This is a genomic window from Kitasatospora brasiliensis (genome assembly GCF_032654805.1).
Taxonomy (GTDB): Bacteria; Actinomycetota; Actinomycetes; order Streptomycetales; family Streptomycetaceae; genus Kitasatospora; species Kitasatospora brasiliensis.
The window spans coordinates 1,482,944-1,503,412 of record NZ_JAUOOW010000001.1; the positions used below are offsets into that span (position 1 = coordinate 1,482,944).

Sequence of the window (20,469 nt, forward strand, 5' to 3'; positions counted from 1 at the left end):
CTGGTGTTGGGCGTGGGTCCTCGCTGCCGGTCAGAGGGTGAACTGGTCGTGCGGGAGCGCGCGGGTCCAGACGTCGTCGAACGCCCGCGAGCACAGGGCGACCGCAGCAGGGTCGTCGGTGAGCTCCCCGCCGAGGGAGTCGCCGTCGCCGTTGAAGTGGCCCCAGCGCACCAGGCGGTCGTCGAACAGCCAGAAGTCGTTGCCGGGCAAGGCGATCAACGACGCGTCCCGGCGCGGCAGCCAGCGAACCTGCTCGCCGGCCGCCACGTTCGGGAACGTCACGTCGTACTCGTAGCGGATGTACTCGCTCGGAGGCGTCGACACGATTCGGGCCCGCCGGATCTCCACTCCGCGTCCGACGGCCTCGGCGATGACCTCGAGCCAGGGCCGCCACCACGAGGAGCGGTCGCCTGGGTCGGCCCGGTGTCCTGCTCTCCAGGCGTCGAGTGCGGGGTCGTTCTGCGTGTATCCGTCACGCATCTCCAGGTGAACGGCCGTCCGTACCGTGGCCGTCAGCAGCTCTTCGATCCGCGCCGCGCTCGGCGACATCGCACGCCTCCCTCAACGCCCGCACCATCCGTACGGGCACCCTGAACACGCCCTCGTGATCCGGGATCCGGCCGGTTCGCCGACACTCCTCGACCGTGCCGTCATCGGCCGTCCACCCCTGGATCACGAGGTCCGAGTTCTCCTCGTCGACCCACACCGTCGGCGAATCGCCGTCGGGGCTCTCCGGGTCCTTCGCAATGAACCGTAGCCGCATGACCTTCCCCATCGCCGAGAGGTTGCGAGAAGTTGTGCCGGTCGCCATCGTCCCTCGCTGACAGCCGGCCTGTCAGGTACATCGACATCCTGTGGACCTTTGGACCGTACGGCCGACGGACGGCGGTGACAAGGCTGCGGCGTCATGCCAGTTGGGCCAGAAACCCCGCTCACGCCCTGCGGTCACGGCGACCGGGCGGATGCCCCTCGGGGGCCACGCGCGCAACTTCTCGCATCGGGCCTCGGCGGCGTCTCCACCACGCCCGCTGGCCGCCGGACCCGGCCTGCTGTCGCTCGTCCCCATCGGCAGCGCGAGCACCGCTGCTTACTGCTCGGACGTGAGCCCGAAGGTGCGGCTGCACCGAGGGTGGGAGATCGGCCACTCGGCGGCCTCCTCGACGGTGCGCGGCATCTGCGTGGCCTTGTCCAGGTCGGTGTGGCTGGTCCAGCCGCAGTCGTAGCCGTCGAAGACGTGGACGTGCTGGATGCCGTACTCGCGTGCGGCATTGAGGGTGCCGGCGTTGTAGGCAACGGCGGAGCGGGCGAGGACGGCGGCTTCGGCCCAGGCCCGCACCGGCATGCGGGCGCCGTTGCGGTAGACGACACGGTCGAGGCGGTAGGCCGCGGCGAGCCGGTCGGCGAGGGCCCGGGCCGCGGCCGAAGACCCTGCGCGGTCGACGCTGAGGAGCGGCAGATCGTGGCGGGCCACGGCCCGGGCGGACCGGTAAAAGGCGCCCGCCGTCCGGACGGCCTCCTGCGAACGGTGCAGCAGTTCGCCGTACGTGTCGGCGGTCAGCTCCCGCACGACGCCTTGGTGGGCCGGGGTCCAGGCGAAGGTGCGGCCGAGGCTCGCGGCGGCGTCCCGGGCGGCGTGTTCGTAGAGCCGGGGGACCTCGTGGTGCGCGTAGTCGCGGATCACCCCGTCCACCGCGTGGTGGAACATGCGTACCGCGTCGGCGAAGTCGGTGATCACTGCGGCCAGTCGGGCGGTGCGGCGGCCCTGGGAGAGCGCGGCGAGGACGGCGGCCTGGGCGCCGGTCAGGTACTCCCAGGCGGCCGCGAGTTCGGAGGGAACGCCGCCCTCGTCTTCGCGCTCGGGGCTGTCGGCGGTCGGGGCGGTGTGGTTCACCGGGTGCGGCGTGCGGGCACGAGGGTGGCGGTGTCGAGGTGCGCTGCGGTGTCGTCTCCGGGCGCTGTCTCGTCCGGGCCCCGGATGGCCTGGATCTGGGCGAGTTGGCGTTCGATGCCGGTGAGGTTCGCGGTGCGGTCGACGGTGACCGCGCCGTCCACGACGAGGCGGAGCGGGTCGGCGAGCAGCGCGGCGCGGCGTTCGGCCAGGACCTCGGCGGCGACGGCGCGGGCGGTGCCGAGGCGGTTGTACCGGGCGGTGAGGTCGTCGGTGTTGGTGGTGCCGAGCTGGGCGTGCAGCCAGGCAAGGACGGCGGGGTCCACGGGTGGGGGTCCGATCGTCGGGTGCGGCGGGACCGGCACCCCCGGTGCGTGGTGGGGGTGCCGGTCCTGCCGGTGAGGTGGGTGGCTAGTCGGTGCGGGTCTTGCGGGTCCGCGGGGTTCTCACCGGCGGCTGGGTGCCGTCGGCCTGGGGGCCCGGGGCGTGCTGGTCGTCCGGGTGCTTGGAGTGCGGCCAGGCGTCCGGGTTGGTGATGAGTTCGGCCAGCTCCGGGGGCGGGATGCAGCCGGGCAGCAGGACCACGTGCTCCCCGGTGCCGGGGTGTTGGAGGTGGACGGCGTAGGCGAGGCGCCGCTCGGGCATCAGAGGACCTTGGCCACGATGTGGCAGTCCGGGGTGTGGAGGACCGGCATCGCGACGGCCGCGCCCTTGGTCCAGATGGAGACTGGGTCGTCGGTGACGCCGCGGGTGAGGATGATGCCCGGGGCGTCCTCGCGGACGATCTCGGGGTTGGTTCCGCGCGCGAGGACTAGGGCCTCGGCGGTGACGCCGTAGAGGGTCTGGCCCCACTTCGCGCGGTCCGGCGGCAGCATGATCCACCGGTCGTCGGGCAGCACCTTGGTGGCGGCGCCGTCGACGTTGACCTGTGCCTTGTAGAGGGTGACCGGCGGCAGGCCGTAGTCGTTGCGCACCGCGTTGACCTCGGACACGGTCAGGGTGCGGGTCGGCGTGTTGGACGGGTTGACGCTGCGGTAGTACGCGGCCCGGTAGGCGTTGTTGCGGGCGAGCTGGGAGAACGCCTTCTTGGAGGTGAGGACCATCTCCGGTTCGGGCGCGCCGAGGTCGTCCAGGTAGGACAGCCAGCCGAGTTCGTCGGCGAGCGGGTCCGACGTCGGGTCCGACCAGGGCTTCGGTGCCACCGGCATGTTGCCGGCGGGCACTCCGAAGTCGATCTCGATGGTGAGACCGGCTTCGTTGTCGAGGGTGAACTTGCCGTCGAGCAGGACGTCACCGGCGGCAAGTTCGAGACGGCTCCTAATGGCCTCGATGTGCCTCTCGGCGTCGTCGAACAGCAGCTCCAGCAGCCGGTCCTGGTCGGCGCCGTGGGACTGCTCCAGAAGGATCTGCTGCTGCTCACCGACGGTGAGCTTCTGGCCCAGGGCGGGGAGCAGGCCTTCCCGCGTGGTCTCCCATGCGGTCCTGTCGCCGAAAGCCACGCTGGAGTCGTAGGCGCGGTACTTGGCGGTGTTGACCTTGCGGCCGTTGCTCTTGATGCGCCACTTGACCTCATTGGTGACCAGGGCCGGGAAGACGGTGCTGGTCAGCAGGAAGTCGGACGGGGAGGGGATGGCGCGGGCGAAGGTGGTGAGGTCGGCCGCGGACACGCCCTTGACGAGGTCCTGAATCGTCATCGCTCAGGCCCCCTACACGAACCGGATCTGGGCGCCGCCGGGCGACGCCGTGATCTTGGTGGTGTCGATCCCGCCGGGGATCTTGGAGGCGCGGGCGACGCCGTGCCACAGCAGGGCGCACGGGATCCGCGTCTGACCCGGTGCGAACAGGGCCTCGTCATAGACCAGGCCACAGAGGGTCTGGCGGCCGTCGGTGGCGGCCGGGTCGTACGGCCCGTACAGGCCGGACGCGGTGATCTTGCCGAGGGCAAGGCCGGACAGGAGCCGGCTGTAGGGCTGGGTAGAGTCGGTGGAGGCTACGTAGTGGGTGTTGGCGACGAGCTTGGACGCGTCGACGGTGACCGTCTCGGTCTGGTCGGTGCCGTGGGTGGACGCGAGCCAGGGGCGTCCGGCGGTGTACGTCGCCGAGGTGGTGATCGGCTGGGTGGTCAAGGGTGTGATCGCCTTCGCGGGAGCTGGCGGTCACGCACTCACCTGCTGGTGGTGCCGTCCACGTCGGTGGTGCGGGGCGTGGTCCCCTGGTCCCGGTTCGCTGCCGGGTCAGACGAGCGGGTGCGGTCGGTTCGTCAGGCTGTGAGGTAGCCGCGGCGCTTGGCCATGTCCAGGCCGACGGAGCTGACCGCGGGGGCCTGGCCGCGTGACGGCGGGCCGCCGGCGGGCGACCCGGTCGGCGCGGGCGGCGCGGTAGTGGGCGAGGCCGGACCGAACAGCTCCGGGCGGCGGTCGGCCAGCAGCTTCGCCGCGTCGGCGACAGCGTGCTCGTCGGCGTCGGCGGCAACGTCGAGGAGACGGATCGCGTCGTCCAGGTTCTGGCCGGTCGCGCCCAAGCGACTCAGGGCCGCGTGCCGCACAGCCTGGTGGAGCCGGTCGAGGGCCTGCTGCTCGCGCTGAAGGGCCGCCTGTTCGCGCTGCGCGGCTGCCTGCTCACGGCGCTCGACCTCCCCGAGGGCCGCCTGCTCGGCGGCGCGCTGCGCCTCCACCCATGCCTGGAGGGTGGTGGCGTCGGCGAATCCGAGGTCGGCGACCAGCTTCTTCACGCCGGCGCGGGAGCCCTGGTCCTTCTCGCGGCTCAGGAGTCGGGACAGGGTGTCCTGGGTGATGAGGGCGCTGCCCTGGTCGGTACTGGCCGGGGTCTGCGTGGCGGCCGGGTCTCCGGCGGGCGGGTTGGCAGTCATCGGATTCCTCCGGAGCAGCACCCCCGCGCCAGTGACCAGTGTAACCAGGGGGTGGTCCCGGGCGGGCGCTACCCGCAATGGGTTCCCCCACGGGAACCCACGTCCTGGGGACCCAACAGGTTCCCCCGGGGAAACCCAGCAGGTTGCCCCGGGGGAACCTGCTGGGTTTCCCCGGGGGAACCCCTTCCTTCCTTCCTTTCCTTACCTACTTCCTTCCTACCCCCCAACCCCCCACGGCTGACGCCGCAGGGGGCCAAGGCGGCCCCCTAATGCCCTTCTGGGGCGTCCGGAGTGATCTTCTACCCGAAAGCCTTTGCGAGCGGCACAGAGGGCACCGCGGGGCCTTCGGCGGGCAGGCCGAGGAAGTCCCGGACCACCCCGGTGTCACCGGTCGCGTCGGCCAGGCGGGCAGCAGCGTCGAAGGCCCGGGCCTGGATGCGGCGGATCTCGTCGGTGATGTCGGTGATCGGGAACCCGGCGTCGGAGAGCATCCGCACGCAGGTCTCCAGGCTGAACAGCCCGGCCTCATAGCCCTTCACCGCGAGGTCGAGGGCCTCCGTCTTGTCGGTGGGCAGGTGCGGGCCCCACACAATCTGAGCGGCCGGCAGCTCCCCGGTGGGCCAGCCGACCTGTCCGGCCTGGAAGAGCCGCCCAGCCATCTTCAGCAACAGCTGGTACTTGTGGGCGCGGGCGAGCCGCATCTCCCCCACCAGGGAACCCAGCGGCCCCAGCGACAGCGACAGGGCATAGCCGGACGGCACCTCCGACGGCTTCACGACGCCCAGGCCGGAGGCGGTCAGCCGACTGTTCCCGGCGAGCCGGTCAAGGAGGTGGTCGGTGCGAGCGCGCAACTCCCGCAGCTGCGGAGAGGTATCGAGGGTGGACATGGAACCGCCTTCGTTCAGCGACCACACGGTGCCCGCTTCGACCTTGAGCGGCACGGGGGCGCCGGTGCTGCGGTCCTTCGGCAACCTAACCCCGGACAGGGCGACGATCGGCGTCCCGGTGGTCCCCGACGCGGCCGAGGAGTCCGTATCCGTGGCTGCCAGTTCATCGAGGGCCTGCATCACGCGGGAGATCACCGGCTGCCCCCAGTGCTCCCCGACCTCGACAATCGAGTTCGTGATGTGCACGACCGGCACAAAGTCGATTTGTAGATCCAAGCCATGGAGAACTTCACCGTCTCCCCGCACCCGATACCGCGCCTTCTCGGCGGGCAGGTTGTAGACGTTGTGCCCGGCCTTGAGGTCTTCGAGCAGCCACTCCGCGTCGGTCAGGTAGCAGGTCGTGAACGACGGCTTGTCCGGCGACCACGGGTAGGTGCGGGCGACCATGCCGCTGCCCGCGTCCACGCGGTCCCCCGGCAGCAGTAGCGCCTCCCCGTCATTGCCAGCCGCCCACTCCCGGTGCGGGCCGCCCTTCGAAGGGACCACCGACCTGGTCACGCCGGCGATCGGCCCCAACTCGTAGGTGATCCGGCGTATCCGCGCCTTCCGGCCGGTGGCCGGGTCCTCGGGCAACTCCCACGCAAAGTGCACCGTCGTAGGGAACTCCCCGCCGTCGGCCTCGTCATCGGTCCACTCCGGGAAGTACCAGCCCGGGTCCATCGTGCGCAGCTGCGGCCGCCCCGCCGCCGCGTCCCAGGCCAGCGTGTAGACGCCGTCGCCGTAGCGCACCGCGGACCGTTCACACTGCTGCATCCGCATCGGCAGCAGCTCCCGCCGCGCCCAGCCCCGCAGCCGGTCCTGCACGTCCCGGGCAAGCGCGGCGTGCGGCACCGCCTGCGCGCCGTCACCTTCACCTTCGGCACCCGGCACAACGATGGACTGTGACGGACCCAACAGGTACCCCAGCGCCGACGCGTTGAGCTTCGCCGGATCACCCAGCTCGCGCCGGTCGAGACCGTTCTCGTCCCCAGCCGCAGACGCGACCTGCCCGGCCTGGTTCTGGTCGTACGCGATGAGAACCTTGTACGTCTGAAGTCGCCGCAGGTCCTCCGCCGGCACCCAGCCGGAGGCGAGTTCACCGAACGGCCCGACGCCACGCCGTGGCGGCTGAGACATGATCGGCTTGTAGTTCAGCCACGACCACGCGTCGATGATCAGCTCACGCAGGCCCACGGATGCTGCCCTCCCAGGCAACCAAGCCCCACGCCATCCCGAAGCTTAATTCGGTCACTGCAGTCTCTCAGCCCGGCGAACTCCCGGCGGTCGACCAGCGGGCAGATCGCCAGAGCTCAGAAGAGGCTGGTGTATACGTGTTGCCAGTCAGTGACGGCCTGTGCAATGGGCGAGGTGGGGCCGATCGCCGCGCTGGCATTCGCGATCGCGGTCAGCGCCAAGCGGGCCCGGGTGCGCAGGCGCCGCTCAGCTGGGTTGGCAGCAGCCTCGGAGACATCAGCAAGGCTGTCCAGCAGTTCTGCGCGCTGCTGGGCCTGGGATCAGCTCCACCCCAGGCTCGGCCTGGCTCGACTGCGACGGGCCGCTGCCGGTCATCGAGGGCACGGTCATCCGGCTGGCCGTCGAGAAGCTGCCCAGCGGCGGGGTGAACCGGCCGGTCTGGCTCTGGTGGTCGCGCACCGACGCCACCGCGGCCGACCTCGACCGCTGCTGGCAAGCGTTTCTCCGCCGTTTCGACCTGGAGCACACGTTCCGCCTGCTCAAGCAGACGCTCGGCTGGACCCGGCCCCGCCTGCGCGACTCGGCGGCGGCCGACCGATGGACCTGGATCGTGATCGCCGCCCACACCCAGCTCCGCCTCGCCCGACCGCTCGTCGCCGACCTCCGCCACCCTTGGGAGCGGTCGGCGGAACCGAACAAACTCACCCCCACCCGCGTCCGACCTGGGTTCAGGAACCTCCACACGAAGACCCGCTCACCAGCGCAAGCGCCGAAACCCACCTGCCCCGGACCGGGCCGGCCACCCGGCCCGAAGAACAAGCAATCCGCCGCCCGCCACGAAGTGGGCAGAGTTCTTGCCACCGGCGAGGCTTACGCCGGCCCGCCCACCACAAGAAGGGCACCAAACCTCGCCCCACAACTCAGACGGCTGAAGGGCCGCTCAACAGCGATTCCGCCACTGCCACGGCGTAAGGGCTGATCACCCCTTCGTCGTCTCCCTCTGCCGCATCCTCCAGCCACTCAGCCAGTGGGCCTCGAACGGCGATGTCGACACGGTGGTTGCCCTGGCGGAGCGACTCGACGGCTTGATGGAGCAACACCGCAGAATCACGCTCGGCGAAAGGGGAAGAGCTCATGACGGCCTCCCTGGTGGGGGAACGGGCAACGACGTGCGAATGGTTGCAGATCTGCTGGCGGACAGAAACTGCTCACGGACGTTAGACGACAGGCCCATGACCGAAGAAGGTAGCAGGGCACACGAACATCCTCGGTCCGGCCTCGGCACCCGTCCGTCAATCGCCGCCTACTGGGCCTTCTCGGCGAGCTCTGCCCACAGCCCGGCCGGGTATAGGTCGATCCGCAGGGCGACCTCCAGGCGGATGATGGTCGCGACATCGGGCAGCACCTCGCCGGCCAGGAGGCGGTTGATCGTGGTGTGCGCGACACCGGCTCGGCGACTGAGTTCGCGCGCCGACCACGACTGGTCAGCCAGGGCGTCGCGAAGGCGCCGCACGAAGGCGAGTCCGACGACCGCCTCGGGCGGTGCGTCCTCGACGAGTTCGACGTCAGGCCAAGTCCCGGAGGCCACGAACCTCACGGTCGACTGCTGCGTGCGCGACACTCGCTCCCCTCTCCTACCTGGACGGCGCTGCCCCCTATCCTTCCTCACCCAGGCATGGCGCCGGCAGCTTGGCGGCCGGATAGTGCGGCGTCCAGGATTTCTAGGCCACGGTTGCATCCGACGGTGCCGCAGGTGCTTCACTTGGCAGCAGAGGTCACTGCTTCACGGCAACCCCGGCGTAGGCGGCCACCTGGGCATCGGCGATCTCCAGTTCAACGCCTTCCGGTCGCCATCTGTGGGTCGGACAGAGACCGGGGTCGAGGAGGTACCAGCCGTCGAAGAAGTGCTCGACCTCTTCCCGCGTACGCATGCGAACCTCGGTGCCGGCGGCCGCGTAGACCTGGGTGATCCGCTCGGCTTCGGCTGGACCGAAGTCGGGGGTCCCGTGACTGATCACCAGGGCGCTGCCCGGGGCCAGGGCCTCCTTGAGGTGCTCCACGATGCGGGAGGCGTCTTCGTCGCCAGGGACGAAGTGGAGCAGGGCGATCAGGCTGAGTGCAACCGGCGCGCGCAGGTCGATGGCCTGTTCTAACTCCGGTGAGGTGAGGATGGCGGCCGGGTCGGCGACATCGGCTTGGAGGTAGACAGTCCGGCCTTTAGGGCTGCTCAGCAGAAGGGCCTGCGCGTGAGCCAGCACGATGGGGTCGTTGTCGACATAGAGCACCCGGGCGTGCGGATTGACCCCCTGTGCGACCTCGTGCAGGTTCGGCGACGTGGGGATGCCGGTGCCAATGTCGAGGAACTGCGTGATGCCCTGTTCGGCAAGCAATCGCGTCGAGCGGTGCATGAAAGCCCTGTTGGCCCGCGCGGCTACCCGAGCAGATGGGAATACGGCGATCGCCTGGCCGGCCGCTTCGCGGTCCGCGGCGAAGTTCGTCGTCCCTCCCAGGTAGTAGTCGTACATGCGGGCCGAGTGAGCCAGGTGGAGCTGGAGATCGATCTCGTCGCCCTCGTCATCGCGCTTCTCCACCGCGTCCCCCGAGCCCCGTTGTCCTGACTTCACCTACGCTGCGCGCCGTGGCGCGCGCCACGGCGGATGCTCCAGCGGTTCCTGCCCGGGGCCGTTGCATGTCAACCCTGAAGCCGCCCGAACGGTCGACACTGACGTCGAGACGCAGTGAACAGATCAGGACCACAGGTCCGACAACCCGCCAGGCAGTCCAGTAGTCATACTATTACCGTCCGTCAACTTCTTTGCGCCTCCTTTGCACCGAGGGGCCCCAACTGCGCTTGCATGTGTGGCAAGGGGACACGAGTTCCCCCTGACGTACCAGCACCGACCGAATCCGGTCCGGGGAGGGGCACCACCATGATCAACCGGGACGAGCCGCCCAATGTCGGCGGCCTCAGGGGAGGCCGGGCCGTGAACGACACCAACGGCACGACAGGCGGTGCACGCCTCACTCTCACCTTCGACGCGTTCTGCGCCACGCACGAGCGCGCCTGGGCAAACTTCGTCCGCACCCAGGTAGGCCATCGCGACGACGGCCCCGAACTGGTAGTGGCCGCCACCAAAGAACATCTGCACCGCAACTGGGCCCTCGCCCTCCGCCAAGAAATCCCAGCCGCCTACGCCTGGAGGCTCCTCAAGGAACACCTTGCGCACTGGCGTGCCGCACAGAGCGAACCCATCGCCGTACAGACCGCGGCAATGGACGCCGTGATCGACCACTTCCGCCACCAGGCCCGCATCAGCCTGGAGACTTTGCCCGAGCGGATCGGCCTGATGACCGCGATCCTCGACCTGCCCGAGAAGCAGTACGACTGCGTGATCTTGCGGTACTGCCTCGACCTGGACGACCAGGAGGCCGCAGCCTACCTCGGCACCTCCGTGGCCACCTATCGCTCAAATCTGCGCCACGCCCGCCGCCGTCTGGCCCGCGCCATCGGACGGCCCGACCTCGCCGAACGGTCGAAGGAAGAACAGTGAGCCGACCCGCCGCCGACCAACACCCCAGCCTGCTCTCCTGGCACGACAGTCCCGCCCGCGCCCTCCACCTGGGCACGGGTACACCCACGGCCAGGGTCTACACCTGCACCACAACCGCCCCGCCCGCCGCAGCCGCCCACATCACGGCAGCTCCGCCACCCTTCCCCTCGGAGCACGAACAGGCTTTCCACGAACTGAATCTGACTATCGCTCTGGTGCTCAACGCACCCCAGGCCGGCCGCTCCCTCGCCCGGCTCGTCAACTCCGACCAGGTCCACCCCGAAGGCGCGCTCGTCTTCGCCAGCCTGCTGCACATCACCGACAGGCCCGAAGGCGCCCAGTTCTGGTGGCAGTTCGCCGCCGGAGGCGGCAACGCCACCGCCGCTTACCTGCTCCACCTGCACCATCTGAGCCTCGGCGAGACCCGTGACGCCGCCCACTGGCGCGGCCAGACCGAGCAGCTGGCAACCAAGTCGCGCGCCGCGCCGCACACCGGACGAACCGTCACCCCTCTCCTGCCTGACGACGTCCGGCTCGACATACTCGCCCGCTGCCACGAAGGCCTCAGCCCCCGCCTTCCCGCCGCCCTCGAAGCTGTCATCAACAGGTTGACAGTCGATTGCGATGACGAGGACTTCGGCGAAATCCCGCAGCCTTCCCCAATCATCACCGGGCAACTCGCCCGCTGAGCCCACCAGTTCCCCCGCCTCACGCAGGGTCGCGCTTGCCATGACCCGGGTGGAACATTTATGTTCCATTCGTGGCTCCGGATGGCCACCCGGCGGGGAGCCCGCCGCCCCATGCCCGAGCTGTGATTCGGCCAGCGGCCCCATGGTGTCGGCGGGCGGCCCGTACGGCGGCTGGCCGAAGGGGGCATCGTGGCATCGCTATATGCCGGTATTGACTGGTCTGAGAAGTTAAACGACCTCGCCGTCGTCGATCGCACCGGTCAACTCGTGGCAAGCGGCCGTTTCGAGGCGACGCCCGCCGGCGTCCGTGAGGTGCTCAAAGTCCTCTCCGGGCTGCGCGCCAGCAACTCCTTCAGCCGCAAGGCCGTGCCCATCGCGATCGAGGCGAGCCGCGGCCTGCTGGTCTCCGCGCTCCAGCAGCACGGCCAACCCGTCGTGCCGATCCACCCGGCGACCGTCGCCCGCTACCGGGGCCGGATCAACCCCGGCAACCGGAAGAAGTCGGATGCCGGGGACTGTTTGCTGCTCGCCAACATCCTGCGCACCGACGGCCACCTCCACCGGCCGCTGCACCGCAGCTCCGACCACGCCAACGCCATCGGCGCCCTGACCCGAGCCCAGCTCCGAGCGGTCCGCACCCGCCAGTACCACTACCTCCAGCTGCGCGCCCAGCTCCGCCAGGTCCACCCAGCCGCCGTCCAGGCCTGGGCGACCATGGAAGACCGGCTGCTCCGCCCCGAGGCCCGCGAGATCATCGCGCTCGCACCGACCAGCGGCACGGCGGCCCGCCTCACCCGGCGGCAGATCCGCGCCGCGCTCGAACGCGGCGGCCGTACCCGGCTCCTCGACGCGGAGACGGAGCGGCTCCACGCTCTCTTCCGCGAGCCCGTCCTGCGCAACCCGGCCGCCTTGGAGGACGCCCTCGGACAAGGGGTGCTGTCGACGCTCCAGTTCGTCAACGTGGCGTGCCAGAACGTCGAGTGCGCGACCGACGCCGCGATCGGCCTGTTCCTCCAGCACCCACAGAGCGAGATCTACCTCTCGTTCCCCGGGATCGGCCCGCTCACCGGCGCGCGCCTGCTCGGCGAACTCGGCGACGACCCGGCCCGCTTCCCCACCGGAAAGGGAATGGCCGCCTACGCGGCCGCCCGCCCCTTCACCTGGGCGTCCGGATCATCCCGCACCGTCATGCACCGCAGGATCTCCGCGAACAAGCACCTGGCCGCCTATGGGCACCACTGGGCGTTCGCCACGCTCACGAAGTCCAAGGAGTGCCGGGCGTACTAGGACCTGCGCCGCGACGCCGGCGACCGACACAACGCCGCCCTGCGGCGCCTGTACGCCAAGTTGCTGCTGTCGCTGCACCATTGCCTGCTCCACGACATCGAGTTCGACGCCGCCGCGGCCTGGCCGCGCGCCCCCGCAGAAGAAGCCACAACCGCCTGAACCTCGGGTGGACGGACGGACGGCCGGACCGGGAACACGCCCAGAACTACACCCCGGGTCCCGAGCCCCGACGCGGATACGGTGCCCGGCCCGGCCGTCTCTCCGCCCACCCGAGGCCGCTCAGGCATCGTGGTTGGGCGGGCGGCCGGGCCCGTACGCCTGAATTGTGCAAGCCGGGTCACGAACCCCGAGGAGGGAACGGCGACGGCCCGGCCGCCCACTCCCCACCTCCCCCTCCGAAGGAGAACAGTTCGATGCCTTCCCCTCTCGACGAAACGTACCTGGGCACGCTGTGCCATCACCTGGCCACCACGCCGCCCGCCGACGGGCCCTGGGTGTCCCGGGCGCGCGGCTGGGCCCTCCCCGGGGACGGGACGATGCCAGGAGCCTGGCTCAGGGCGAGCGGCGAACCGTCCACCCTTTACCCGGCCGCGATCGAAGCAGGCCTTCCGCTGCCGCTCACCCAGGTAGTCGAGGACCGCCACCAGATCGCCGCCGAGGAGAACGCCCTGGGCACCGTCCTCGCGGTCTTCGCCGCGCTCGTCGTCACCGCGCCCGGTCGACAGGCGCACCTACCTGGTGGCCCCAGTATCGGCACGGTCATCGGCGGTCTCACCCGCCGCGGCGGCATCCACGACATCACGGTGCGGGCCACGATGCGGGAACTCGACAAGTCAGGCCCCCAGGCGATGGCGCGGCTGGTCCATGACGCTGGCCGGGCACGCGGCTCGCAGGTCGACCTGCGGACCGTCGCGGCCCTGGCCTACGGCACGCCCGGCAACCGTCCCCAGCAGCTGTCCACCAACCCGACCGGGCACTGGCCGGGCGCTCTGGACGAACGAGGTACCTGGACGCCCGTCGCCGAGGTCTTGCGGGACGCCGTCTTCGCCTCGCCTCGGTAGCACGTCCGCCCTACCTGCGGTACCCCCGCACAGCGGAACACGCCTCGTACAGGAGGCCCCAGACCTCGTCGACCATGGAGGCGGACCGCAGGGTCTCCCGCCGGACGAACTCGGCGGTGGCCTTCGGCTGGAGGTGGCAGAGCCTCACGAACTCCTGCGCGAGCGGGATGGCGCCGACGAAGCGGGCGTCCTCGGCCTTGGCGTCCGCGATGCCGAACGGCGTGCCCAGGTCCTCGGCAATCTCCACTCGGGCGTGCAGCGTCTCATCGGTCGCCGCGTGTACCAGTCGGCGCAGGTCCGGGACCCCTTGGAGGTCGCGGGAGCCCGGCGGGCATTCCCGGAGCAGCAGTCCCGCGAAGGCGTACGGGAGGTGGATGTTGCCGAGCCCTCGATGCTGCTGGTCCAGCTGCCGGAGCACCGGCGACTGCAACGCCGCGGTCACCAGGCCGCGTCGCCGGTCTCCTGCGCGGCGAGCAGGATCTCAACCACGTCGTTGACGTTTCGGGGTTCGGAGGAGGAGGTCGGCATGCCCGCCACCCTACGGGCCGCCCGGCCTGGCGCCGGCGGCCCCTCCGCCTGGGCCCCGGACTGCCAGACTGAGCACCGTGATCTACCACTACGCCAGCCGCGACGGCTGGGCAGAGATACAGGACAGCGGCCAGCTGGAACCTCTCAGCCACCAGACCTCGTCGCTCGACAACCTCCCGCTGCTGTGGCTCACCGACCGGCCCGACGGCGGCGGAACCGGGGTCGATCCGCAACGCCTTCACGTCCGCATCTCCGTCCACCCCGAGTACGGCGTCCACCCTTGGCTGATCGCCAGGTTCGAAGCCTCGACCGAGGGCCGCAACCTGAACACCCCCGGCTCCGACCCGGACTCCTGGTTCGTCACCACCCGGCCCGTTCCCCGAGAACGGTGGCTGACCGCGGTCGATCACGCGACCGGTGAGGTGCTGTGGAGGAACGAGAGTCCTCCCGCCCCACCGGAGATTCCGGAAGGCTGGACGCTGACCGATTCCGACATCGAGGAGTTCGCGGATTTCTTCCGGGAGAAGGTGAACGACCCCTCGGTGGTGCCGCTCGACGGGCGCTTCGAGTACTGGCCCATCTTGGTCGGGCCGCGGCTCGACGCCCGGCTCAACGCCCTCCGGAGCAGCCGAGACAACACCACCGAAACCGGCCGGTACCGCACGTGGCTGTGCTGGCGGGCGCTGTGCGAGGACGCCGCCCGCCTTCCCGGCTTCCCCGAGAAGTGGCGTCACGCCTGAGCGGCCCGCGGCGGGGTGTGCAGGTGGCCCTACCGCTCCCTGCACACCCTCCAGTCCCACGGTCACCGGCGGCCCAACAGCCGACTGTCGTCCATGCCCTGCGCGAGCGCGTCGAGTTGCCCGGCGCCCGCCAGCTCGGTCATGCCGTGCACTGCGGCGTCCATCCTGTCGGGGCTATCCATCCCCGCGACCCACGTCACCATCTGGCCCTCCAGCTCCGGGTAGTGCCCGACATGGTGCACCCGGCCCTGCTCGTACAGCTGCGCCACCGGTTCGGCGCGCAGCCTCTTGCCGACCTTGGCGTTGACCTCGACGATCAGCGGCATCAGCTGACCGAGGGTCTCGCCTTCGCGGGCGAGTTGGTCCCACGCCTGGGCGAGGATCTGGCGGGCCATGTTGCCGCCGTAGTTCGCCTCGACCACGATCGCGTCGGCGCGCAGCCGCAGCGCGAGCCGGCAGGCGGTGAGGCCCCAGTCGTTCGCGCCGAGGGTGCCGGACTCGTCCGCGACGACGTACAGGTGGTCGTGGTAGTCGAGGCCGAGGCCGACGATGCCGGTCTCGTCGTTGACGGAGCTCTCGCCGCCGGACGGGTCGACGGCGACGACCACCCGGGCCAGCTCGACACCGGAGAACTCCACCGCCGTGATCCGGGCGGTGTCGATCCACGCCCGCCGCCACACCCCGCCTTCGACAGGGCGGGGCCGCTGCTGGAACAGGCTCGCCCACACCCGCTCGCCGACGGCACGGCGGATCCCGGCGAGCGCCTTCTTCCCGTACCGGGCGGGCCACAGCGGTTCTCCGACCTTCCGGCCGAGCGCGTCGTCGGGGCTGTCTGCGATGGCCGGCAGGTCGATGATCGTCCAGTCGGACGCCGTCTCCCCCGCGAGGATCCGACCCGCGAGATCATCTTCGTCCCACCTGGTCTGGATGACGATCACGCTGCCACCCGGTTCGACGCGGGTTAGCAGAACGGCCTGCCACCACTCCCACAACCGCCGTCGCATCGTGGGCGATTGGGCGTCCGCGGCGTCCTTGATCGGATCGTCGATGATCGCCAGGTTCGCGCCTTTGCCGGTCAGGCCGCCGCCCACACCGGCCGCGAACAGGCCACCCTCCCGGCCCGCGATGTCGAACCGGTTCGCCGCCTTCGACCCCGGGTGCAGCGTGACGCCGAGCTGCTCGCCCCAGGTGGTGATCGCGTCCCTGATCCACCTGCCGTGATCATCCGCAAGGTCGGCCGAGTACGACGCGATCATGACCCGGTGGTCCGGGCGCTGAAGGAGGTACCACAACGGCGCCCACCTGGCGGCCCGCCGGCTCTTGCCGTGCCGCGGCGGCATCGTCAGCAGCAGGCGAACCGTTTCTCCTGCCGCGATACGCCGGAACGCGTCGTCGATCAGGTCCAGGTGCGCGGCCTGCATCTCCCGGCCGTCGGTCAGGAGCGCGGCGAGCGAGCCTGGCGAGTGCCGCAGCGCGATGTCGCGCTCGACCGCCGCGAGCCGGGCACGCAACGCCGGCGAGGCCTGCGCGGCGATGGCTCGGCGCCGCTCGGCGGGAAGGACCCGGTACCGCTCGACCAGGTCCTCGATCCCGGTCACTCCTCGTCCCGGGCGGCGGCCGGGTCGGTCAGGGCGATCAGCGCGGCCAGCTCGTCGCTGGTGGTGTCCGCCGCGACCTCAATCGGGCCGCCGTCGTGGCCGGTGATCTCTGTACGCGCCGGCTGGTCCAGGCCGAGGAGCCGGGCTCGGCGCTCCATGATCCGCAGAGCCCGGTCGATCGCTTGGAGTTCTCCGTCGCGCACCGCCCGCCGGTAGGCGACGAGAAACAGCCGGTCGAGGCGGGCGTCCTCCAGCGCGCGAAGCGCCTCGACATCGGCCTGCGCGGCGGCGAGCCGACGGTCGAGGGCCTCGGTGACGTCCCGGTTGACCGAGCGCACCAGCGTCTCGTCGTCCGGACCGGGGCGCCCCTTGGAGTACAGCTCGTGGCCGTACCCGCACGGGTAGGCGATCCGATCCGAGTTCACGGTCGGGTCGGCGGCGAGCTTGCGGCCAACGGTCAGCGGATCGGCGCCGGCGAGACGCAGTTCGACGGCGTCGGCCCGCCGCTGGGCGATCGCGGCGCGCTGGGCCCGGGTGGGGCGGGGCATGGGCGCAGGTCCTCCGTGGTGCGCCCCCGCGCCACCCCCCATGATCCCTTACGGGGCGATCCCGCCGGTGACCACGTGCGAGGCCTACTCCCCTTCTCCACGCCGAGGCCACCGCGCAGTCCTCGACCGGCGAGATCGGGCCCGCGCCGGCTGGGAGGGCCTGTGGGCCGCTGGTGGGCTCGGGCGGCCAGCGATGCGTGACCCAAGCCACTTCCAAACTGCCCGAGCTCGGGAATTTCCGGAGGCGACCTGCACTTGCCCATTCCGAAGCGGAGGAAGGCCAGGTTGCGATGTAGATTTAGGTCATCATTTGACCTAAAGTGCCAAGTGGGGTAGCTTCACCATCATGGAGGAGGTGCAGATGACGAATGAATCAATTCAGCCGGGCGCCACGCTGACCCGCCGCCAGGTCCACGACCTGTTCGGCGGCCGACTGCAAGGCGGGATCTCGCCAACCAAGGGGAAGCACATCCTGGTCTTCATCGGCCTCCCCGAGCCTGGCAGCCCCGCCCCCGGCTTGTCGCCGGATGGCACCCTCCACTACGTGGGCGAAGGCGCGAAGGGCGACCAGCAGTTCACCCAGAGCAACCGGGCCCTCCTTCACCACAAAGAAGACGGGCGGCGAGTCCATGTCTTCCAGGACCGCGGCACCCGCCGCGTCGGCGGTGAACACCTCTACAAGTACATCGGCGAGTTCGAAGTCGCCGCGGACAACCCCTACTACTACGCGGACGAGGTGGACCGGCACGGCCAGGCCCGTCGAGTCATCAACTTCAGACTGCGCCCGGTCGGCGGCGACAACGTGCCGTTCGTGGACCCGGGGCAGATCGCTCGACGCCAGCGGGAGGCAAGGCTGCGAAACGGCCCCCTAGGCGAAGCCCTGGGTACTCGGGCCCCCTCGCGGAATCATGAAACCGAGCTCGTGGCAAGGTTCATCGCCCATCTCCACGCTCGCGGCCACAGGACCTCGCGGCTCGCACTGCCCGTGCCGTACGAACCCGGCAGTGGTCTCGTCGATCTGTTCGACGAGACCACCCAGACCATCTACGAGGTGAAGTCCTCAGCCGCGCGCACCGCGGTGCGCCAGGCGATCGGGCAACTGCTGGACTACCGCTGGCGGCAGGGCGGCACCGCGTCCATGGGCATCATCCTGCCATCCGAGCCGTACCCGGACCTGCTCGACCTGTGCACCAGCCTCTCCATCGAGGTCGTCTGGCCTGACCCGGACACCGGCTTCAGGTCCAGCAAAGACTGATGCCGAGGGTGGGGACCCCCGGCATCAGAATCAACCAGCCGCTCGCGTCGTTTCTCAGGCTCCGCGAGCCGGCCCCTCACTGCCCGTCTCATCGAACAGGAGCACCCCCAGTATGTCCGACCACTCCCACCTGCCGAAACCGTCAGCACACGAGTGACAGAGGTAACTCTCCCGTACACGCAAGGCTCCGAGCCGACTCCGACTCGGACCCCTGGGGGCGCCCACCTGGCACGCCCCCACCGCCGGCTACGGGCCGGACACGCCAACGCAACGCTGCCAGCCTGGCCGCGTCCAACAATCCTGGGGGTCTGACGTGCTCCACGTCTTCGCAACACTCTGCTCTGACGACAACATGATGAAGGCGGCCAGGTTCGCCCTGCCCGTCCTCCTCGACCTCCTCCGCCAGGTGATCGCTCAGCGCCGGAAGCGGACCGACTTCCCCTCGACCGCCTCCGTAAGCTCGGTCCTGGCCGACGCCGAGGCGCCCGCTCCCCTGTACCCGTCGCGGCGAGTCGGTGAGCTCCACCGCGCTGCCGCCCGCCGTCGCTGCACCCAGCCGGCCCAGCAACGGGCCGTCGAGGTCCGGGTCATCGCCCAGGCCCAGCGGACGCCCGCGTCGAGGAACCGGGGCGCGAACCGCCGTCGGCCCGGCGGTCGCCAGTCATAACCGCGGCCCGACTGCCCTCCGGCCCGGCACCGCTGCGGTGCCGGGCCGCTCTCGTCCTCACCCTCCGCTGCTCTAATTCAGGCAGGACGCCAACCTGCTCACCGTCGCCCGTGAGCCGGGAGGACGAGCAGCGGGTGGACGCCCCGGGAAGTAGGCGCTCCGTCCTGCTCAACGCCGTCCGACCTCTCCAGGTACGCCACGAGAGCACCGCCCCTCCGACTGACGAGCACTTGCCCGCGCTCGCGCTTGTCGACTGCCAGCCGGGTACGATGGCGCCACCCACCCCCTCCGCCTATCTAGGCATTAGCCCGGCCGAGCCCGGCTACCGCAGCGCGAGGTCGCGTTCGACCGACGCGAGCGGATGCACAGCGCCGGCAACGCCTGCTCGACCGCGGCGCTGGTCCCGAGCGGGGCGGGGGGAGCAGGTCCTCCGCGGTGCGCCCCGCGTCACCACCCGTGATCTACCACACGGCAGGTACCCGACTATGACCTCGACACTTCCGCCAACCGCCGAGTAGCGTTCCCCGGTGACTAGCACCTTGCCAGCCGAGATCGCCTTCTGTCCCACCTGCATGCGGCACCACTCGATGACCGTTCACGGCGCGGTAACCGAGCAACCCGATTTCGACCACGGCCGGGACGAGATCAGACACGTGATGCTCGCGTCGTGTGGTGGCTGCGGCGGTGTCGTCACGCTGGTTCAGGACCCCCTACCGGACGACACCATGGACGAGCCGGAGGTCGTGTGGCCGACTACCTCCCGGCCGATTCCGCCCGAGGTGCCCCGTCAGGTGGCGAAGTCCCTGGCCGAAGCGCGTCGTTGCTTCGAGCTAGCTGGCGCGCACGCAGCAACCGCCACGATGGTGCGGCGCGCAGTCGAGCTGATTTGCAGGGACCACGGCCACGCCAAGGGCACGCTGGCAAAGAAGCTCACCGAGATGCAGTCGGCGGGCACCATCGACGGTCGCCTGTTCGGCTGGGCAGACTCGCTGCGATTCCTCGGCAACGACGGAGCGCATGGAGACAACGTCTCCAGACAGGATGCCGAAGACGGCCTCGCCCTCGGGGAGGCGCTGGTCGAGTACGTGTACGTCCTCGCCGCCAAGCACAAGGCATACGAGCAACGCCGGTCCACGGCTTCGTCGAAACGTGCACCCGCAACCACCGTCCCCGTTCAGGCAGCGGACAGCACGAGCGCGCCAGTCACCCAGGGTTGACCAGATCGCGCCTCAGGCCCGGGCGGCCGTCCCAGCACCAACCAGCTACGCCGGAAAGCTCCCGATGAACGCTTCGAGGCCTCCGGCCAGGTCGAGGGGCTGAGGGTCCACGTCGTAGTCGATCCACCACACGACGGGTACGTCGGGCGCCAGGTCGTGCAGTACCTGGTAGAGGACGGTCAGAGGTCCGACCGGTGATCCCCGGTCCTCGAACGAGAACATGCCGTGCCGGAGGTTGAACGACACCTCCGCTGGCCGCCCGGAGTCGACGTCCACCACGATCTCCAGGAAGCCCTCGAACGCGGCGCTCACCGTGGCGTCCGGCCAGTACCTCCGGACACACTCCTCCACCTGATCCCCGGTGAAGGCCCACGGTCCGACTTGCTCGTGATCGGGGCTGACGTAGAAGCTGGATCCCACGGGTGCTCTTTCTCTCGGTGGTGCGGGCTTC

23 protein-coding genes and 1 pseudogene are annotated in these 20,469 nt (G+C 70.2%); 8 read left to right on the forward strand and 16 right to left on the reverse strand.

The features are described from left to right. Nucleotides 1-30: 30 nt before the first annotated feature. From QWJ13_RS06740 to QWJ13_RS06780, 9 genes are all read right to left on the reverse strand, one after another. Entirely contained in the window at nucleotides 31-549 is a 519-nt protein-coding gene (locus tag QWJ13_RS06740; RefSeq protein ID WP_316521181.1) for a DUF6879 family protein, read from the reverse strand. Continuing rightward, nucleotides 473-775 (reverse strand): hypothetical protein, encoded by a 303-nt coding sequence (locus tag QWJ13_RS06745; RefSeq protein WP_316521183.1) that lies wholly within the window; start codon nucleotides 773-775, stop codon nucleotides 473-475. Before QWJ13_RS06745 ends, QWJ13_RS06740 begins: the two co-directional genes overlap by 77 nt. Before the next feature lie 312 nt (nucleotides 776-1,087). Then, nucleotides 1,088-1,891: a hypothetical protein gene (locus tag QWJ13_RS06750; RefSeq protein WP_316521184.1), complete on the reverse strand. Its 804-nt coding sequence runs from the start codon at nucleotides 1,889-1,891 to the stop codon at nucleotides 1,088-1,090. Next, nucleotides 1,888-2,214, reverse strand: coding sequence for a hypothetical protein (locus tag QWJ13_RS06755; protein WP_316521185.1), 327 nt, complete (start codon nucleotides 2,212-2,214; stop codon nucleotides 1,888-1,890). The genes QWJ13_RS06750 and QWJ13_RS06755 overlap by 4 nt, the downstream gene beginning before the upstream one ends. 85 nt (nucleotides 2,215-2,299) lie before the next feature. Then, entirely contained in the window at nucleotides 2,300-2,533 is a 234-nt protein-coding gene (locus QWJ13_RS06760) for a hypothetical protein (RefSeq protein ID WP_316521186.1), read from the reverse strand. Continuing rightward, nucleotides 2,533-3,582, reverse strand: coding sequence for a major capsid protein (locus tag QWJ13_RS06765; RefSeq protein WP_316521188.1), 1,050 nt, complete (start codon nucleotides 3,580-3,582; stop codon nucleotides 2,533-2,535). Before QWJ13_RS06765 ends, QWJ13_RS06760 begins: the two co-directional genes overlap by 1 nt. 12 nt (nucleotides 3,583-3,594) lie before the next feature. Next, nucleotides 3,595-4,014, reverse strand: coding sequence for a head decoration protein (locus QWJ13_RS06770; protein ID WP_316521189.1), 420 nt, complete (start codon nucleotides 4,012-4,014; stop codon nucleotides 3,595-3,597). A gap of 134 nt (nucleotides 4,015-4,148) precedes the next feature. Beyond that, nucleotides 4,149-4,757 (reverse strand): hypothetical protein, encoded by a 609-nt coding sequence (locus tag QWJ13_RS06775; protein WP_316521191.1) that lies wholly within the window; start codon nucleotides 4,755-4,757, stop codon nucleotides 4,149-4,151. A gap of 299 nt (nucleotides 4,758-5,056) precedes the next feature. Then, nucleotides 5,057-6,877 (reverse strand): hypothetical protein, encoded by a 1,821-nt coding sequence (locus tag QWJ13_RS06780; protein WP_316521192.1) that lies wholly within the window; start codon nucleotides 6,875-6,877, stop codon nucleotides 5,057-5,059. Between the two features lie 312 nt (nucleotides 6,878-7,189). On the opposite strand from QWJ13_RS06780, the pseudogene QWJ13_RS06785 reads away from it, so the two are divergent. Beyond that, nucleotides 7,190-7,849: pseudogene (locus QWJ13_RS06785) on the forward strand (NF041680 family putative transposase); the annotation flags it as partial. Here the strand turns inward: QWJ13_RS06785 and QWJ13_RS06790 are convergent. From QWJ13_RS06790 to QWJ13_RS06800, 3 genes are all read right to left on the reverse strand, one after another. Continuing rightward, the gene (locus tag QWJ13_RS06790; protein ID WP_316521745.1) at nucleotides 7,798-8,013 is read right to left on the reverse strand and encodes a hypothetical protein; all 216 of its coding nucleotides are present in this window, start codon (nucleotides 8,011-8,013) and stop codon (nucleotides 7,798-7,800) included. The pseudogene QWJ13_RS06785 and the gene QWJ13_RS06790 sit on opposite strands and share 52 nt — an antisense overlap. Before the next feature lie 167 nt (nucleotides 8,014-8,180). Next, nucleotides 8,181-8,498, reverse strand: coding sequence for a helix-turn-helix domain-containing protein (locus QWJ13_RS06795; protein WP_316521194.1), 318 nt, complete (start codon nucleotides 8,496-8,498; stop codon nucleotides 8,181-8,183). A 154-nt stretch (nucleotides 8,499-8,652) separates the two neighbouring features. Further along, complete coding sequence (locus QWJ13_RS06800; protein ID WP_316521195.1) at nucleotides 8,653-9,468, reverse strand: SAM-dependent methyltransferase; 816 nt, start codon at nucleotides 9,466-9,468, stop codon at nucleotides 8,653-8,655. Nucleotides 9,469-9,861: 393 nt separating this feature from the next. Here QWJ13_RS06800 and QWJ13_RS06805 point away from each other — a divergent pair, with 393 nt between their 5' ends. From QWJ13_RS06805 to QWJ13_RS06820, 4 genes are all read left to right on the forward strand, one after another. Next, nucleotides 9,862-10,428: an RNA polymerase sigma factor gene (locus QWJ13_RS06805; RefSeq protein ID WP_316521197.1), complete on the forward strand. Its 567-nt coding sequence runs from the start codon at nucleotides 9,862-9,864 to the stop codon at nucleotides 10,426-10,428. Then, nucleotides 10,425-11,117, forward strand: a complete 693-nt coding sequence (locus QWJ13_RS06810; RefSeq protein ID WP_316521199.1) for a hypothetical protein — start codon at nucleotides 10,425-10,427, stop codon at nucleotides 11,115-11,117. Before QWJ13_RS06805 ends, QWJ13_RS06810 begins: the two co-directional genes overlap by 4 nt. A 189-nt stretch (nucleotides 11,118-11,306) precedes the next feature. Next, the gene (locus QWJ13_RS06815; RefSeq protein WP_316521200.1) at nucleotides 11,307-12,404 is read left to right on the forward strand and encodes an IS110 family transposase; all 1,098 of its coding nucleotides are present in this window, start codon (nucleotides 11,307-11,309) and stop codon (nucleotides 12,402-12,404) included. Nucleotides 12,405-12,817: 413 nt separating this feature from the next. Next, a complete protein-coding gene (locus QWJ13_RS06820) occupies nucleotides 12,818-13,465 on the forward strand; it encodes a hypothetical protein (protein WP_316521202.1) in 648 nt (215 codons plus the stop codon). A gap of 10 nt (nucleotides 13,466-13,475) precedes the next feature. Here QWJ13_RS06820 and QWJ13_RS06825 read toward each other — a convergent pair whose 3' ends face one another. Then, the gene (locus QWJ13_RS06825; protein ID WP_316521203.1) at nucleotides 13,476-13,907 is read right to left on the reverse strand and encodes a hypothetical protein; all 432 of its coding nucleotides are present in this window, start codon (nucleotides 13,905-13,907) and stop codon (nucleotides 13,476-13,478) included. 163 nt (nucleotides 13,908-14,070) lie between these two features. Between QWJ13_RS06825 and QWJ13_RS06830 the strand changes: the two genes are divergently transcribed. Next, complete coding sequence (locus QWJ13_RS06830) at nucleotides 14,071-14,733, forward strand: hypothetical protein (protein ID WP_316521205.1); 663 nt, start codon at nucleotides 14,071-14,073, stop codon at nucleotides 14,731-14,733. Nucleotides 14,734-14,795: 62 nt separating this feature from the next. On the opposite strand, the gene QWJ13_RS06835 is transcribed toward QWJ13_RS06830, so the two are convergent. After that, nucleotides 14,796-16,331: a terminase large subunit domain-containing protein gene (locus tag QWJ13_RS06835; RefSeq protein WP_316521207.1), complete on the reverse strand. Its 1,536-nt coding sequence runs from the start codon at nucleotides 16,329-16,331 to the stop codon at nucleotides 14,796-14,798. After that, a complete protein-coding gene (locus QWJ13_RS06840; protein ID WP_316521208.1) occupies nucleotides 16,328-16,879 on the reverse strand; it encodes a hypothetical protein in 552 nt (183 codons plus the stop codon). The genes QWJ13_RS06835 and QWJ13_RS06840 overlap by 4 nt, the downstream gene beginning before the upstream one ends. 346 nt (nucleotides 16,880-17,225) lie before the next feature. Here QWJ13_RS06840 and QWJ13_RS06845 point away from each other — a divergent pair, with 346 nt between their 5' ends. Beyond that, complete coding sequence (locus QWJ13_RS06845) at nucleotides 17,226-18,134, forward strand: SRA domain-containing endonuclease (protein ID WP_316521210.1); 909 nt, start codon at nucleotides 17,226-17,228, stop codon at nucleotides 18,132-18,134. A 1,194-nt stretch (nucleotides 18,135-19,328) separates the two neighbouring features. Further along, on the forward strand, nucleotides 19,329-20,018 hold the full coding sequence (locus QWJ13_RS06850; protein WP_316521212.1) for a DUF4145 domain-containing protein: 690 nt from the start codon (nucleotides 19,329-19,331) through the stop codon (nucleotides 20,016-20,018). 45 nt (nucleotides 20,019-20,063) lie between these two features. On the opposite strand, the gene QWJ13_RS06855 is transcribed toward QWJ13_RS06850, so the two are convergent. Beyond that, entirely contained in the window at nucleotides 20,064-20,438 is a 375-nt protein-coding gene (locus QWJ13_RS06855; protein ID WP_316521213.1) for a hypothetical protein, read from the reverse strand. Nucleotides 20,439-20,469 lie beyond the last annotated feature (31 nt).

Excerpts from the sequence above, each read along its gene's own strand:
- QWJ13_RS06840 (WP_316521208.1), bottom strand. The coding sequence starts at position 16,879 with ATGCCCCGCCCCACCCGGGCCCAGCGCGCCGCGATCGCCCAGCGGCGG.
- QWJ13_RS06765 (WP_316521188.1), bottom strand. The coding sequence starts at position 3,582 with ATGACGATTCAGGACCTCGTCAAGGGCGTGTCCGCGGCCGACCTCACC.
- QWJ13_RS06760 (WP_316521186.1), bottom strand. The coding sequence starts at position 2,533 with ATGCCCGAGCGGCGCCTCGCCTACGCCGTCCACCTCCAACACCCCGGC.
- QWJ13_RS06740 (WP_316521181.1), bottom strand. The coding sequence starts at position 549 with ATGTCGCCGAGCGCGGCGCGGATCGAAGAGCTGCTGACGGCCACGGTA.
- QWJ13_RS06790 (WP_316521745.1), bottom strand. The coding sequence starts at position 8,013 with ATGAGCTCTTCCCCTTTCGCCGAGCGTGATTCTGCGGTGTTGCTCCAT.
- QWJ13_RS06845 (WP_316521210.1), top strand. The coding sequence starts at position 17,226 with ATGGAGGAGGTGCAGATGACGAATGAATCAATTCAGCCGGGCGCCACG.
- QWJ13_RS06745 (WP_316521183.1), bottom strand. The coding sequence starts at position 775 with ATGGGGAAGGTCATGCGGCTACGGTTCATTGCGAAGGACCCGGAGAGC.
- QWJ13_RS06775 (WP_316521191.1), bottom strand. The coding sequence starts at position 4,757 with ATGACTGCCAACCCGCCCGCCGGAGACCCGGCCGCCACGCAGACCCCG.
- QWJ13_RS06820 (WP_316521202.1), top strand. The coding sequence starts at position 12,818 with ATGCCTTCCCCTCTCGACGAAACGTACCTGGGCACGCTGTGCCATCAC.